The organism is Nocardia mexicana NBRC 108244 (assembly GCF_001613165.1).
GTDB classification, from domain to species: Bacteria; Actinomycetota; Actinomycetes; order Mycobacteriales; family Mycobacteriaceae; genus Nocardia; species Nocardia mexicana.
The window spans coordinates 42,333-57,922 of sequence record NZ_BDBV01000002.1; the positions used below are offsets into that span (position 1 = coordinate 42,333).

The 15,590-nt window shown below is 71.9% G+C and carries 11 protein-coding genes; 5 read left to right on the plus strand and 6 right to left on the minus strand.

Annotation, left to right across the window (positions count from 1 at the left end):
* Nucleotides 1-47 precede the first annotated feature (47 nt).
* Nucleotides 48-1,346, plus strand: coding sequence for a cytochrome P450 (locus tag NM1_RS01450; RefSeq protein WP_068013019.1), 1,299 nt, complete (start codon nt 48-50; stop codon nt 1,344-1,346).
* Nucleotides 1,347-1,388: 42 nt separating this feature from the next.
* On the opposite strand, the gene NM1_RS01455 is transcribed toward NM1_RS01450, so the two are convergent.
* From NM1_RS01455 to NM1_RS01480, 6 genes are all read right to left on the minus strand, one after another.
* Complete coding sequence (locus NM1_RS01455) at nt 1,389-2,930, minus strand: carboxylesterase/lipase family protein (protein WP_068012913.1); 1,542 nt, start codon at nt 2,928-2,930, stop codon at nt 1,389-1,391.
* Between the two features lie 119 nt (nt 2,931-3,049).
* Nucleotides 3,050-3,322 carry an Rdx family protein gene (locus tag NM1_RS01460; RefSeq protein ID WP_068012915.1) on the minus strand — a complete coding sequence of 91 codons (273 nt, stop codon included), beginning with the start codon at nt 3,320-3,322 and terminating at the stop codon, nt 3,050-3,052.
* Between the two features lie 150 nt (nt 3,323-3,472).
* The gene (locus NM1_RS01465) at nt 3,473-3,874 is read right to left on the minus strand and encodes a YchJ family protein (protein ID WP_174556823.1); all 402 of its coding nucleotides are present in this window, start codon (nt 3,872-3,874) and stop codon (nt 3,473-3,475) included.
* Nucleotides 3,875-3,881: 7 nt separating this feature from the next.
* On the minus strand, nt 3,882-4,289 hold the full coding sequence (locus NM1_RS01470) for a hypothetical protein (protein WP_068012920.1): 408 nt from the start codon (nt 4,287-4,289) through the stop codon (nt 3,882-3,884).
* Complete coding sequence (locus NM1_RS01475) at nt 4,274-6,691, minus strand: AAA family ATPase (protein ID WP_246010926.1); 2,418 nt, start codon at nt 6,689-6,691, stop codon at nt 4,274-4,276. Before NM1_RS01475 ends, NM1_RS01470 begins: the two co-directional genes overlap by 16 nt.
* 339 nt (nt 6,692-7,030) lie before the next feature.
* The gene (locus NM1_RS01480; RefSeq protein ID WP_068012922.1) at nt 7,031-7,549 is read right to left on the minus strand and encodes a DinB family protein; all 519 of its coding nucleotides are present in this window, start codon (nt 7,547-7,549) and stop codon (nt 7,031-7,033) included.
* Nucleotides 7,550-7,672: 123 nt separating this feature from the next.
* Between NM1_RS01480 and NM1_RS43710 the strand changes: the two genes are divergently transcribed.
* From NM1_RS43710 to NM1_RS01500, 4 genes are read left to right on the plus strand one after another with little or no spacing between them, the layout of a single operon-like run.
* Nucleotides 7,673-10,693: an SWIM zinc finger family protein gene (locus NM1_RS43710; protein WP_307719293.1), complete on the plus strand. Its 3,021-nt coding sequence runs from the start codon at nt 7,673-7,675 to the stop codon at nt 10,691-10,693.
* Nucleotides 10,690-11,790 (plus strand): ATP-binding protein, encoded by a 1,101-nt coding sequence (locus NM1_RS01490; RefSeq protein WP_068012924.1) that lies wholly within the window; start codon nt 10,690-10,692, stop codon nt 11,788-11,790. The genes NM1_RS43710 and NM1_RS01490 overlap by 4 nt, the downstream gene beginning before the upstream one ends.
* Complete coding sequence (locus NM1_RS01495; protein ID WP_068012926.1) at nt 11,787-14,312, plus strand: DUF5682 family protein; 2,526 nt, start codon at nt 11,787-11,789, stop codon at nt 14,310-14,312. Before NM1_RS01490 ends, NM1_RS01495 begins: the two co-directional genes overlap by 4 nt.
* Entirely contained in the window at nt 14,309-15,481 is a 1,173-nt protein-coding gene (locus tag NM1_RS01500; RefSeq protein ID WP_068012927.1) for a vWA domain-containing protein, read from the plus strand. Before NM1_RS01495 ends, NM1_RS01500 begins: the two co-directional genes overlap by 4 nt.
* Nucleotides 15,482-15,590 lie beyond the last annotated feature (109 nt).

The following is a 15,590-nucleotide window of genomic DNA, read 5'->3' on the forward strand; positions in this document are numbered from 1 at the left end:
TTGTTCCGTACGGTGAGAGCAGAGCCGGACGACGAACGGGGATGGCGATGAAGCCGCGGTACTGGTTTCGGTGGTTGGTGGTGCAGGGCGGGCCGCGACTGGTGTTGAAGACCTACTCCCGGCGCGGGGAAGCGCTGGCGCAGTTGATGTCCGCACCCGCCGCGGTCGAGGATCCGGTGCCGCTGCTGGAATCGCTGCGGGCACAGGGTCGGATCGTGCGCACTCCGCTCGGGTGGGCCACGACCGATCACGAATTGTGCCGTACCGTGCTGCGCGACAACACCTTCGGTGTCGCCGCCGCCGAGGGGTTCGTACCCAAGCCGCTACGGCGCTTCATGGAGCGGACCGAGCTGCCGCCGAATCCGGTGAGCCCGCCCTCCATGCTGGTGATCGATCCGCCCGACCACACCCGGATGCGCAAGCCGGTGGCGTCGGCATTCACCCCGCGCGCGATCGGGCGGCTGCGGGAGCGCATCGAATCGGTGACCGTGGAGCTCCTGGATGCCCTGCCGTCCGGCGGCTCCGCGGATCTGGTGGCCGCCTATGCCTCACAGGTCCCGATCGCGATCATCTCCGAGATGCTCGGCTTTCCCGACCACGAGCGCGAACGGTTTCTCGCCTGGGGTGATGCGGCCTCGCCGCTGCTGGATATCGGAACCAGCTGGCGCACCAACCGCACCGCCTCGGCCGCGATCGTGGAAATGGACCGCTACCTCGACGACCACATCGCCCGGCTGCGCCGCGAGCCCGGCGAGGACATTCTCTCCGGCCTGGTGACGGCCGGTGAGCTGGACGACCGCGAACTCAAGGCGTCGGCGACGCTGCTGATGGGCGCCGGGTTCGAGACCACCGTGAACCTCATCGGCAACGGCGTCGTCCAGTTGCTGAACCACCCCGACCAGCTGGCCCGCCTGCGCGAGGAGCCGGAGCTGTGGCCGAACGCCGTCGAGGAGGTGCTGCGCTTCGACGCGCCGGTGCAGAACACCGCGCGGATCGCCGGGCGGGACCTGGAGCTCGGCGGTGCGCCGGTGCGGGAGGGCACCACGGTCGTGTTGCTGCTCGCGGGCGCCAACCGCGACCCGAAGGTCTTCGAGAATCCGGACCGTTTCGACATCACCCGCGCCAATGCCAAAGAGCACCTGACGTTTTCGTCGGGCATCCACGTCTGCCTCGGCGCCAGCCTGGCCCGCATGGAGGGCACGTACGCGCTGCGTGCCCTGTTCGAGCGCTTCCCGGACCTGAAGCTCTCGGGCACGCCGCAGCGGCGACCACTGTTCACCCTGCACGGCTACAGCCACCTGCCCGTCCTGCTCGGTCAGCGCGCCGAGCAGACGGCCACGGTCTAGAAACCGTCCTCCCCGGTCATTCCGGCGTGTTCGTGGCAGGAATCAGCTGAAGCCGACGACCTGGTTGCCCCAGGCTGTGAGCAGGTCGTGGTCCGGGTCGTCGACGACGCGATCGGCGGCATCGATGACCAGGGTGGTGCGGGTGGACTCGCGGTAAGGCGGCCAGTGTTTGGAGCCGTCGAGGGCCGCGGGCACCCCGTGCTCGGCGAAGGCCAGCCAGCGGCGCATCATCCGGCCCGATACCTCCGTCGCGGCCTTGCGGCCGCCCAGCCAGAACGTCGGATCGTGGTTCAGGGTGCCGAAATTGCCGAAGACATAGGGCAATTCGGTGGCGTGACCGGCGCCGACCCGGGCCGCCTTGAGCATCGGGGTGGCCTGGTCGAAGCGGTACATCCAGGTGCGGGTGTGGCGGGAGTGCGCATCGGCCACCCAGTGCGCGGGCATCCGGAAGGCGGCGTCGGTGGACATCGCCAGGGCGCCGCGCATCTTGTCCAGATCCGGGTAGGCGGAGGTGATTTCGGCGATGCGCTCGGCGGGCAGCTCCGGATGGTCGGCGGCCACCGCGTTCAGCATGGCGTTCACCGCGTCCGGCGTGACCGGCATGATCGGCGAGCGGAACAACCGGAACAGCGAGGCCTCCTCCCGGTTGGTGCCGATGAGCAGCGGCACCCGGTGCGAGCGGCCCTCCTGGAAGCGGTCGGTCGGATAGGCGGGCAGCAGGTCGCCGTCGACCACGGGCGCGGCCGCCAGACGGCCCGGCGACTGCAGCGGCACCTCGTCGAGCAGGATGCCCGCGGCGTCGACGATCCGCTCGATCGGGCATTCCAGCAGTTCGCTCGCCCGTTCCCGCGGCAGCTCCAGCAGATCGAGGAATCGGCGCGCCACGCCCGCCGCCCGCTCCGGTCCGAAAACCGTTGTCGCGGGTGGGCTCTGGGCGATCGCGCGGTGGAACAGCCCGGCGGCCCGCGGCGAGGTGAGCAGCGCGGTGACGCAGCCGGCGCCGGAGGACTCGCCGAAGACGGTGACATTGCCCGGATCGCCGCCGAAGGACGCGATGTTGTCACGCACCCACTCCAGGGCGGCGACCTGATCGTGCAGGCCGAGGTTGGGCACGAAGTCGTGGCCGAGGGAGGACAGGTCCAGGAAGCCGAGCGCGCCGAGCCGGTAGTTGACCCCCACCACGACGACCCCGCCGGTCTCGACGAGCTTGCCGCCGTCGTAGATGCCCTGGGCCGCGGTGCCGAGGCAGTACGCGCCGCCGTGCAGCCACACCATCACGGGGCGCGGCTCGTCGGAGGTGGCGGCGGGCGCCCAGACGTTCACCCACAGGCAGTCCTCCCCCATCCGCAGGCCGGAGTCCACCGGCACCATGGCGCCCATCGACTGCGGGGCGATCTCGCCGAACTCCGTGCAGTCGCGCGTCCCGTCCCACGGCTCGGGCGGCTGGGGGCGGCGGAACCGCTTCGGTCCGGCGGGTGCGGCCGCATAGGGAATGCTGCGCCAGACGTGCACCGATCCTTCCCGCACACCGCGCACGTCGCCGGCCGTGGTCCGCGCGACGGGTCCGGGACCCACTTCATCCATGCCCGGGGCTGCCGGCTCGAAGTATTGAGTGCTCATCTTCCGCACCTCCTCGTACTCCCTTCCAACGAGAGTACGTCCGAGATCATGTCCGACGGCTGTATCGATTCGGTGACACCCGGTCAGGCGCGATCGATGTGGCCGAGGTCGCGATCGGGATCGATGCGATCGCGGACCCGTTGCTTGAGTACCGCGATCTCGGGAAACCCGCCGTCGGCTTTGCGTTCCCAGATCTGTTCGCCGTCGAGCGTGATGCGGAAGACCCCACCCGAACCCGGAACCAGGGCCACCTGCGACAGCTCCGTGCCGAAGGTGCTCAGCAATTCCTGGGCCATCCAGCCCGCCCGTAACAGCCAGCGGCACTGGGTGCAGTACTCGATCGCGACGTGTGGCATATCCGAACCCTACGCGAGGCATCGGGGGCGGATTTGCGTGAAAACTTTCTTCCAGCAACCCCTTTGCTTCGGTCCCGTCGTATTTCTATCCGGAACATTATGAGCGCGGCGGGACGATCGCAACCCTTGTGAGCACATTCATAGCAAACGTTACAATTCGATATCACCATCGATGTACACCCAGGCGCCGCGCTCCCTGGCAAACCTGCTGCATTCGTGCAGGAACCCCCGCTGGTCCCCGTCCCGGTAATGGGCGCGGAATTCGACGATGCCGGTGTTGTCGAACGGTCCGCCCTGCTCGGTGCGCTCGATTTCCAGGAACAGCCAGCGCCGCCGCGGGTCGAGGGTCAGCCGCCGCGGCCTGGTGCGGGGGTGCCAGGTTTTCATCAGGTAGTCGGCGTCGCCGACGGCGAAGGCCGTATACCGCGACCGCATCAGCGCCGCGGCGGTCGGGGCGGGCCCGCTGCCGTCCAGGCGGGGTCCGCAACACTCGACGAACGTCTCGCCGCTGCGGCAGGGGCACGGTGCGGTCACGGCGGGACGATCGGGCATTCGTCGATTATCCAGAGCTCGCCGATATGTCCGCGGCGCGGCCCAGCCCCTCCAGTTCCTCGGTCAGCCGGGTGGTTTCGTCGTACCAGCCACGCAGCTCGACGACCGTCGGCGCCAGCTCGTAGTCCTGGTGGTGCCCCGCCCGCGACAGCGTCGCCCACAGCGCGGCGATCCGGGCGGCGGTATCGGCGCCGGTATAGGACTCGAGGGCCAGCAGTTGCGCCCGCATGCTGCAGCGCGCCAGCGGCGGCGCCACCCGCAGCCACAGCTGATCGATGGACTGCTCCAGCACGATGCGCAGGATCCATACCGTCGCGCGCGACCACAGCCCGCCCGCGTCGGTGACCGAGCCGCGCAGCAGCTCGTCGGCGGCGGCCAGGCGCTCGGCCACGGTCGGGGTCAGGGATTGATCCACTTGACGAGTTTCCTTGTGCCGGAAAGCAGTTCGCCGCCGCCCCGATCGATCCGGATATGCGCTCCCGCGGCCGCGTCGCGCAGCACCGACCGCGCCCAGGCCGCCTCGCGGTCGAGCAGGGCGTTGAGATCGTCGACCCGGTCCGGATCGCCGAACACCGCCAGCGACACCTTCTCCCAGGTGGTGCGGGCGGCGTCCACGCGACGCTGCACCTCCCGATGGTCGACGCCGGCGCCGAGCAGCGTGCGCCGGGCCCGGGCCAGCGCGGCCGCCTCGATCGCCGAGCGGCAGCAGGTCACGACCAGCTCCGCGGCGATGGCCCGGGGCAGCTGCCGGGTGCGCAGCAGGGCGTTGGCGTCGCTGAGGTAGCGGCGCACCGGATCCTCGGCGACCCGGATCTCGACCGTGGAACGCTCCCGCCGCTGGACGTCGAGCACGGTGGCGTCCAGGCGCAGCCGCCGCACCGCCTCGGCCAGGCGCTCGTCGTGGGTGAACACCACGACCTGTCGGCCGCTGCGCGCGGCGGCGGCCAACACCCGGGCCAGCCCGTCCACCTTGGCCGGATCCATCGCCTGCACGGGATCGTCGATGACGACGAAGCCGAACGGGCTCTCCGGCACGGTGGCCCGCGGCAGGAACAGCGCCAGCCCCAGCGCGTGCAGCTCGCCCTGGCTCATCACGCCCAGCGCGGTGCCGCCGGTGTCGTCCACGGTGACGTCCAGCAGCACCTTGCGGGTGGCTCCGGCATTGCCCTGCAGGCGAATCGCGCCCAGGTCCACGTTGCTCTGCTGGCGCAGTCCGCGCCAGATGCGGCGGGCGTGATCGGCCAGCGGCGCCATCCGCTCGTCGCGCAGGCCCGCCGCGGCGGACTTGAGCCACTCCTCGGCGCGGCGCATGGTGCGCAGTTCCGGTTCGGCCGCGGCCACCGCCGTGGCCTCCTGCAGCCAGGCGGCGATGCGCGGCACCAGCGGGGTCCACACCGCGTCGAGACGATCCAATTCCTTACGGGCCGAACGGCGCAGCGTCTCCAGGCCGCGTACCGCGTCCGCGTGCGCTACGCGGAGCCGGTCGGCCAGGTCCGGGTCGTAGCCGGTATCGCTGAGTGCCGCCCACGCCGACCAGGTGCGCCGCGCCGGGCCGGTATCCACGTTCGGCGCCTGCGGCGGGGGCGGATCCAGTTCCGCCGGAACCGGTTTCACCAGGAGCCGCGCCCGGTCGACGGCCTGCTCCAGCGCCACGCGGGCGGCGGTGAGCGCCGCCGCGCGATCGGTGAGGCGGGCGATCTGGGCATCGGTCTCGCGCTGCCAGGACTGGTCGAGGGCGCCGCGGCCGCAGACCGGGCAGGCACAGGCTCCGGCGGCGTCGACATGGGTGCGGGCGCGGCGCAGCAGATCCAGCACGCGCAGTTCGGATTCGGTATCTCCCGTCGAGCGCGTGGCCAGATCCGCGGCGCACCGGTCGACATCGACTGCGGCGGCATCGACCTCGGCCGGCTCCGGCAGCCGCAACCGGAGTATGGCCTGCAGGGCGGCCGCACCCGTCGGATCGTGCCGCGCGCCCGCCAGCTCCCTTCCGATCGCCTTCAGATCCGGCGGCGTTGCCCGTAGCAGCTCCGCGACCCGGGTGGCGCGCTCGTCGGCGACGGTGGACAGCGCCACCAGCAGCGCGCTGCGCTCGTCGCGCGATTGCCGTGCGGCACGCTCCAATTCGAGCCGCCGGATGCGGGTGCGCTCCTGCGCCGCGGTGAGATCGTCGAGGCCGAGCAGCTGATGCAGGGCGTCGAACAGATCGCTGGGCCGGCCGTCGACGAGGGCGCCGAGCTCGCTGTAGGACAGGAACGGCCGATACAGCTCCAGCGCCCGCGCCCAGCCCTCGGCGTGAAATTCGGTGGGCGCGCCGTCCTTTCGCCGCTGCGTCCACGTGCCGCCGGTGAGGTCGGCGCCGTCCGGCCATTCCCGGGTGATGGTGAGTTCGCCGTCCGGGCCCGCGGTGGTCAGTTCCAGATCGATTCGGGAGACGCTGCCGTCGTGCAGATTTCGCCAGCCCTCCCGCCAGACCGCGGAGCGGCCCTCCCAGCGGCGGTTGACGCCGGTGAGCGCCAGCTCGGCGGCCTCGGCGAAGCTGGACTTGCCCGATCCGTTGCGGCCGACGACCAGTGTGAGCCCCGGCCCCGGTTGCACCTCCAGCGCCGCGGCCGGGCCGATCCCCCGGAAGCCGCGAACCCGGATGGCGCGCAGGAAGATTCCGGTGTGCCCTAGGCCGGAGTGGGTGCGGTCGGGCTCGCCGCCGAGGGCGTCCAGCACCGTGCGAGCGACATCGGGGGTGACGGTCGGGTCGGAGTCCAAGCGGCGGGATACCAACTCGGGCAACCGCGGCACGACATCCTGCAGCCCTTCCCCCAACTGCCCTCCTCGCGCGTTCGGTCATCCACGTCGTGCGGGCCCGCGACGGACCCCACGTCGTGCCGAACGCTACCGGATGGGCGATGAATCCGCGCCCACGACAGCGTATCCGGGCGAACCGGCCCGGGCGGGACGCTATGGCCATCGATACGGTTGATCCGGCCGATGTCCACCCCTCGGCCGTCCCGGCCGGGCAGTTCTACGGGGTTCACCCGAAATCGGGTGGCTCGGATCAACCGAACAGGTCAGAATGCCAGAATCCGGCAAGATAAGCAAGACTGCTTAACATTGCAATCATCTTCTGCGCCACCACAATTGGTTCGCTACCGGCCAGCGAACCTATCGGGCCGCGCGCAGCAGCCGCAGCTGACCGATCTCGGCGGCGTTCTTCATCAGTTCCGCGTTCACCCAGGCGGCCGTGTGGGCGATCGTGTTGTCCGCGTCCTCGCCCCAGGGGAATGCGGCGGGCGCGTCGAGATCGGCCTCGGTATAGCTGTCCAGCCGCGTGCGCCAGCGGTCGCACAGGTCGTCCAGCCAGTCGGGGACCTGCTCCTCGCCGGGCCAGTGGACGTCGCCGCGGTCGCGGGCCGGACTGCCCTCGGCGTGGTCCAGGGTCACCGACCACCACCAGCCGATGTGCCAGGTGAGCCAGGCGATGGTCGGCACCGGAATCGGATCGGGTTCGGTGTCGGACCAGTCCGGGATCCACGAGCCGTCCGGGCCCGGCCGGACGGTCCAGACCAGCGGCGCCGGTTCCCAGCGGTAGTCGTCCGGGACGAGTTCCCGCAGATGCAGGTCGAACAGGGCCCAGGTGAGATCGAATTGCCAGCGCAGCAGGTCACGGCGAGAGGTCGGCATCGGGCGATGATCGCACGGCGAGCGGGGGACGCGATCGAGTTTGTCGGTGGGATGGAGTAGAAATCCGGTCAGACGAGCGAGCGGGGGCCGGCGGTGACGACGACACGAGCGGGGATGCAGCCCATGAGGTGGACGGCGGAGCAGGTTGCCGCGCTGGCCCCGGATGCCGCCTCGCTCCCGGCCGCGCGGAAGCTGCAGGGCAGGTGGCAGGGCGCGGGCTGGAGCGGATCCGCGCTGTGGGGGCTGTGCCGGGGCAGTGGATCCACGCCGTACCGCACGATCGTGGACCTGGGCGGTCCGGCGTACAAGTGCTCCTGCCCGAGCCGGAAGTTCCCCTGCAAACACGCGCTGTCGCTGCTGCTGAACTGGGCCGACGGAGCCGTGGACGAGTGCGAGCTCGCCGATTTCGCGGCGGAGTGGATCGTGACGCGGGCGGAGCGGGCGGCGAAACCGGCGGCGGCACGGACACCGAAGGCCGCGACAGCGGAACAGCGCCGGGCCCGGGTGGCGGCCGGGCTGGAAGACCTCGACGTCTGGCTGTGCGATCAGGTTCGCACCGGGCTGGCGCAGGCCGATCGCTCCTTCGGCGCCTTCGAGGCGGTGGCGGCACGCATGGTGGACGCGCAGGCGCCCGGGGTCGCCTCGGCCCTGCGGCAACTTCCTCGCAATGTGATCGTGCGCGAGGACTGGCCCGCGCTGCTGCTGCGCGAGTACGGCCGCCTGCACCTGCTGGTGGCCGCGCACCGGCGGCTCGACGGGCTCGCCCCGGCCCTGGCGGCCAGCGCTCGCACCCATCTCGGTTATCCCACCACGGTCGACTCGGTGCGGAACGAGCCCGCGGTACGCGATCGGTGGATGGTGCTGGGCCGCCGCATCACCGAGGACGAACGGCTGTATACCCGGCGGGCCTGGCTGCGCGGCCGCGGCACCGGCCGCTGGGCCGTGATCGTCGACCACTGTTTCGGCAGTCCCGGCTTCCCCACCGATCTGCCCGCGCCCGGATTGATGATCGAGGCCGGGCTGCACTTCTATCCGGGCGCGGCCGCGCTGCGCGCACTGTGGGGCGAGCGCCACGGCGCACCGGAGCCTTTCACGACAATCCCCGATACGCCGGTGCCCGGCACGGGAGCGCGCGGCGACGAAGCCGCCACGAACCCGCGAGACCTCGAAACGCTCGCTGAAAGCTGTTGTGACACAACCGAAACCGAGACCTACGGCGCTCCCCTGTCACACGGCGGCCGCCGCCGGGCCACCACGGCCCACGAGGCGGGTGGCGGTACCGCGGGCGATCCCGTCCCGGGGCGTTCGGCGGGCGGCTCCGGCACCATTGCCGCGGCGCTGGCCGAGCATGCGCGAGCGCTGGGCGCGGATCCGTGGCTGCGGGGGTGGCCGATGTTGCTTCGCGAGGTGGTGCCGGTTGCGGGCGAGAACGGTTGGTGCGTGGCCGAATCCGACGGGACGGCGCTGCCGCTCGCGCGCACGGCGGAGCAGCCGTGGCAGCTGCTGGGGCTGTCCGGTGGCCGTCCGGTCACCGTGATCGGCGAGTGGACGCCCGACGGGCTCGTGCCGATCGCGGCGTTCACCGCGGGCGATATCGTCGATGTCGGTATCGAGGCGGTCGGTGGTTCCGCCGCCGCCTCCTCCGACGAGCTGACCTCGGTGGCGTTGCTGGGGACCGCCCGGCGGTCGCCGGATCCGGCCCGGCTGCCCGCGCCGGTCGCGACTCCGGCCGCGCGGCTGACCGGTGATCCGGCGCTGATACTGCTCGAAACCGCCGCACTGCTGGACGCATTCGACCGGGGCGGCGTGGCCCCGGGCACGGCCGAACTCCCCGAGCCCGCCGCCGACGACGACCGACCGGCACTGCCGAAACCCGCCGCGACCCGGCTCGCACGGCTGCTCACCGAGCGCTCCCCCTTCCTGCCCGAATGGTTCGAGGCGGCGGCTCCGCACGACCACCGGGCTCCGGATGCGCTGTGCAGCCTGCTGCTCGAGCAGGCGAGAAGCCAGGTGGCACTGCGGGATCCGCTGCTGCGACTGGCAGGAGAGCGGGGCCGCTGGCTCGCCCGGCACAACCTACAGTGGCGGAACCTGGTCCGCGCCGACACCGGCGACGACGTCTGGACACACGGCCGCCCCGCCGAGCGGCGGGCGTGGCTCGCGGCGCTGCGCGCCCGCGATCCCGAGGCCGCACGCCGGATCCTGGCGGAGGGTTGGCGCACCGAACCCGGTCCGGTACGGGCGGAGCTGCTGGCCGTCATCGGCGACGGGCTCACCACGGCCGACGAGCCGCTGCTGGAATCCGCACTCGACGACTCCCGTGCCGACGCTCGCCGCCTCGCCGCGGATCTGCTTGCCCGCCTGCCCGATTCGGAGTTCGCGCGCCGCATGGAGGAACGCGCGGCGCGGTGGCTGACGCTGTCGGATGCGCGGCTGCTGGCCCGGCTCCCCCGCACCCTCGACGACGCCGACCGCCGCGACGGGATCGCGGACCGCCCCGCCGCCACCGCCTACCGGCTCGACGGTGCACCCGATTCCGCGGCCGAATGGCTGCGCCGGGTCGTGGCCGCCACTCCGCTGCGGCACTGGGAGACCCTGCTGCACACACCCGATGCGGCGGTCCGGACACGGATGCCCGACGAGATGCTCGGCCCGATGTTCGCCGGATGGGCCGACGCCGCACTCGCCCAGCGCGATACCCGGTGGGCGGCAACGCTGTTCGACGTGCTGACCGCCACTCCGACGCTGGGCGCCGACCTGGAACTGCGCCGGGAGCTGTTCGCGCTGCTCCCGCTGGACCACCGGGTGCGGTATCTGCGGCAGCTGGACAGCAGCTGGCTGGCGGAGTTCGAACTGCTGGTCCGCGCGGTGCCGCGGCCCTGGCCGGTCCCACTGGCCGAACATCTGGTCCGGCTGCTGCTGGACCGCGAGCGGCTCGCGGCGGCGCGCCCCGGCGCCCCGGGCCTGTCCCCCGCCTCGTACCGCACCCTGTTCCGGACCGCCGCCGTGCACTTCCCGGTCGCCGTGACGGGCACCGTCGCCGCCGTGGCGCACCGCTGCGCCGATCCCTCCTGGCAGCACGCCTTCGATCAACTCGCCCACGACCTGACCCAACGCACCACGATGCTCGAGGAGCTGCAGTGACCACGACCCAGGCACCCGACGATCTGCTGCGCCCGCACGCCGAACAGGCGTTCGCCGACGAACTGCGCGCCCTGGCGGCGATCGACGACCGCCCGCGTCCCCCGTCGTGGCGGCTGTCGCCCTGGGCGGTGGTGACCTATCTGCTCGGCGGCACCCTCGACGACGGCACGGTCGTCAGCCCGAAGTATGTCGGACCGCGACGGCTCATGGAGGTGGCCGTGGCCACCCTGGCCACCGACCGCGCCCTGCTGCTGCTCGGAGTGCCCGGCACCGCGAAAACCTGGGTGTCGGAACATCTTTCGGCCGCCATCTGCGGGACGTCCACGCTGCTGATCCAGGGCACCTCCGGCACCGCGGAAGAGTCGGTCCGCTACGGCTGGAACTACGCCCGCCTGCTGGCGGAGGGGCCCACCGAGGGCGCGCTGGTGCCCTCGCCGATCATGACGGCCATGCGCCGCGGCGCCGTCGCGCGCGTCGAGGAACTCACCCGCATCCCCTCCGACGTCCAGGACGCGCTCATCACCGTGCTGTCGGAGAAGACGCTGCCGGTGCCCGAACTCGGCACGGAGGTGCAGGCGGTCAAGGGCTTCACCGTGATCGCGACGGCCAACGACCGCGATCGCGGGGTCAACGAGCTGTCCTCGGCGCTGCGCCGCCGATTCAACACGGTGGTGCTGCCGCTGCCCGCGGACGAGGACGAGGAGGTCGCCATCGTCACCCGCCGGGTCGAACAGCTCGGCGCCACACTGGAATTGCCCGCGGTACCGGCCGCCGCCGAGGAGGTGCGCCGGGTGGTGCGGGTATTCCGCGAGCTGCGCTCGGGAATCACCGCGGACGGGCGGACCAAGCTCAAATCGCCGTCCGGCACGCTCTCGACCGCCGAGGCCATCTCGGTCATCACCAGCGGCCTGGCCCTGTCGGCGCACTTCGGCGACGGCGTGCTGCGCGCCTCCGACGTCGCCGGCGCGGTGCTCGGCGCGGTCGTCAAGGATCCGGTCGCCGACGGCGTGGTGTGGACCGAGTACCTGGAGGCGGTCGTGCGCGAACGCGCGGACTGGGCGGATTTCTATCGTGCCTGTCGCGAGGTGCACGGGTGAGTGCGGACCCAGATCCGGTCCCGGCGACCCGGGTCTTCGGAATTCGCCATCACGGGCCGGGATCCGCGCGCTCGCTGCGGTTGGCGCTGGATGCCTTCCGCCCCGACATGATCCTGATCGAAGGTCCGGCGGATGCCGATCCGCTGGTGGGCCACGTCGCGGCCGACGGCATGCATCCGCCCGTCGCGCTGCTGGCCTATGTGCCGGACTCGCCCGCGCGCGCCGCCTTCTGGCCCTTCGCGACGTTCTCCCCCGAGTGGCAGGCGCTGCGCTACGCGGTGGAACACGCGGTGCCCGCGCGCTTCTGCGATCTGCCCGCCACTCACACCCTCGCCCTGGACGCCGAGCCCGGCGACCGCACCGATCCCCTCGCCGAACTCGCCGCCGCCGCGGGCTACGACGATCCGGAGCGCTGGTGGGACGCGATCATCGAATCCACCGCCGACGCGGACACCTTCGACGCGATCACCGAAGCGATGGCGGCCCTGCGCGAATCCGCCGGTACCGCCGACCCGGAAACCGATGCGGCTGTGCCCCTTTCGCGTACCGCCCGCACAGCGGATACGAACGACAATTCCCGCGGCACAGCCGACACGGAGAGCAGTGCCCGTGAGGAGATGGACACCCACGGCAGCACTCGAGGCACGGACGTAATAGGCAGCACCCGCGAATCGGCGGACACGCGCGACAGCGCTCGAAGCACGGACGGAGAAGACAGCGCCCGTGGATCGGCCGACGCGAACGACGGTCCCGTCGATTCTCCGGCGCGCGGAGGGTCTGATCCGCGCGACCGGGACGCACCCCCGCAGGGCGGTTCGATTCGCGAGCCGGTCGACGCGCATACCTTGCGGCGCGAGGCATACATGCGGCAGGCGATGCGAAAGGCGTTGAAGGAGGGCGCTACTCGGCTCGCGGTCGTGTGCGGGGCCTGGCACGCACCCGCGCTCGACGGCAGGCTCGGCCCGGCGGCGCCGGACGCGCGGCTGCTCAAGGGGATGCCGAAGGTGAAGGCGACGCTGACATGGGTGCCGTGGACGCATTCGCGACTGGCGGGAGCGTCCGGCTACGGCGCCGGGATCACCTCGCCCGGGTGGTACCACCACCTGTTCACCGAGACCGAGCAGCCGGTCGTGCGCTGGCTGACCAAGGTCGCGGCCACGCTGCGGGTCCACGACCTGCCGGTGTCGAGCGCGCACATCATCGAATCCGTAAGGCTCGCCGAGACCCTCGCGGTGCTGCGCGGCCGGCCACTGCCCGGACTCTCGGAGGTCACCGACGCCACCCGGGCCGTACTCTGCGACGGCGACGAGACCATGCTGCGACTGATCACCACGGAGCTGGTGGTCGGCGAGGCGCTCGGGTCGGTACCCGACGACACCCCCACCGTCCCGCTCGATGCCGACCTGCGGGCCCGGACACGGTCGCTGCGGCTCCCCCGGCAGGCGTCCGCCCGGCAGCTGGATCTGGACCTGCGCCGCGACCTGGACACGGCCCGCTCGCATCTGCTGCACCGGTTGCGGCTGCTCGGAATCGACTGGGGCACACCGGCGGTCGGCGAGGTGCGCAACACCGGCACCTTCCGCGAGACGTGGACGCTGCAGTGGGAACCGGAGCTGTCGGTCGCCGTCATCGAGGCCTCCCGCTGGGGCACCACGATCCGCACGGCGGCCGAGGCGAAGCTGCTCGACACCGCCTCGGCGCCGGGATCCTCCGTCGCCGACCTCAGCGGGGCGCTCGAGCGAGCCCTGCTGGCCGATCTCGGCGGCGCCGTCGGCGGCCTGGTGGCCCGGCTGGAATCGGCCGCGGCGCTGGATCACGACGTCACCCACCTGCTCGCCGCCCTCCCCGGCCTGGTTCGCACGCTGCGCTACGGCGACGTGCGCGGCACTGATGTCGCGGCGCTCGCGCACGTCGCCGACGGCCTGCTGGTACGGATCTGCGCGGGTCTTCCCGGCGCGGTGACGGGATTGGACACCGACGCCGCGACCGAGGTGCGCGGCCTGATCGACGGCGCCCACCTGGCCATCGCCACGCGCGAGGACACCTGGGCGACCGAGCAGTGGCTGGCCGCCCTGCGAACCCTCGCCGACCGCGCCGACGTGCACGGGGCGCTGGTCGGCCGCTCGGTCCGATTACTGTGCGACGCAGGGATTTTCGACGACACGGAGGCGGCCCGGAGGCTGTCGGCCGCACTGTCGGTCGGCCCCGCCCCGGCCGAGAAGGCGGCCTGGATCGACGGCTTCCTGGGCGGCCGCGGCCTGCTGCTCGTGCACGACCGGGAACTGCTGCGCCTCGTCGACACCTGGCTGCGCGGCCTCGACGACGATCAGTTCGTGGCCACGCTCCCCCTGCTGCGCCGCACCTTCGGCGCCTTCGAATCCGGTGAGCGCCAAGCGATCGCCCACGCCGTTCGCGACGGCGGCCCCGTCGCCGCCACCCCGCCCGCCGACGGCATTCACGATCCGCACTGCGGCGTGCTCGCCATGCGCGCGGTCACCGACATCCTGGAGGTCGCCGGATGACACCGAGCAAACCTATCGACGAAACACAGTCTCGCCGTTGGCGTTTGGTATTGGGCGCGTCCGCCGAGCCGGAGTTGGGCGGGGCGGGGCCCGCGGCGGACGCGGCGATGGATCGGGCGCTGTCGGCGCTGTACAACGCCGACGAACAGTCGGCGGCGGAGAAGCGATCGGCGGGGCTGGGCGGTTCGGCGCCGAAGGTGGCGCGCTGGCTGGGTGATATCCGCACGTATTTCCCCTCGACGGTGGTGGAGGTACTGCAGCGCGATGCCGTGCAGCGGCTCGACCTCACCCAGCTGCTGCTGGAACCGGAATTGCTGGAGGCGGTCGAACCCGATGTGCACCTGGTCGGCACCCTGCTGAGCCTGAACCGGGCGATGCCCGAAACCACCCGGGAGACCGCCCGCACGGTGGTGGAGAAGGTGGTGCGCGAGATCGAGCGCCGCATCGCCGCCCGCACCGTCGCCGCCGTATCCGGTGCGCTGAATCGGGCGGCGCGCATGTCGCGGCCGCGGCTGCGGGATATCGACTGGGACCGCACGATCCGCCGCAATCTCGCGCACTACCTGCCCGAGCACCGCACCGTCGTACCGGAGCGACTGGTCGGCTACGGACGCAAGGCCCGGGCGGTGCATCGCGACGTGGTGCTGGCGATCGACCAGTCCGGTTCGATGGCCTCCAGCGTCGTATACGCGTCGGTGTTCGGCGCGGTGCTGGCGTCGATGCGCTCGCTGCGGACGTCGCTGGTGGTGTTCGACACCGCCGTCGTGGATCTCACCGACCGGCTGGCGGATCCGGTGGACGTGCTGTTCGGCACCCAGCTCGGCGGCGGCACCGATATCAACCGCGCGATCGCCTACTGCGGGCAGCTGATCACCCGCCCGGCGGACACCCTGTTCGTGCTGATCTCGGACCTGTACGAGGGCGGCATCCGCGACGAGATGCTGCGACGCATCGCCGCCATGCGGGAATCGGGCGTCCAGGTGGTGGTCCTGCTGGCCCTGTCCGACGACGGCGCGCCCGCCTACGACCACGCCAACGCCGCCGCCCTCGCGGGCCTCGGCGTCCCCGCCTTCGCCTGCACGCCGGACAGTTTCCCCGACCTGCTGGCGGTCGCACTGGACCGCGGCGACGTGCAGGCCTGGGCGCACGCCAACGCCGGCAAGAGCTAGCCGACGGGTCGTGAGGCTGCGGAGCAGCAGCCACCGCCGTGCCGCATCACGACGGGGGCTGCAGCACTACCGGGCGGCGGCACTCTCGGCGGCGCTCCCGGGCTGTGCC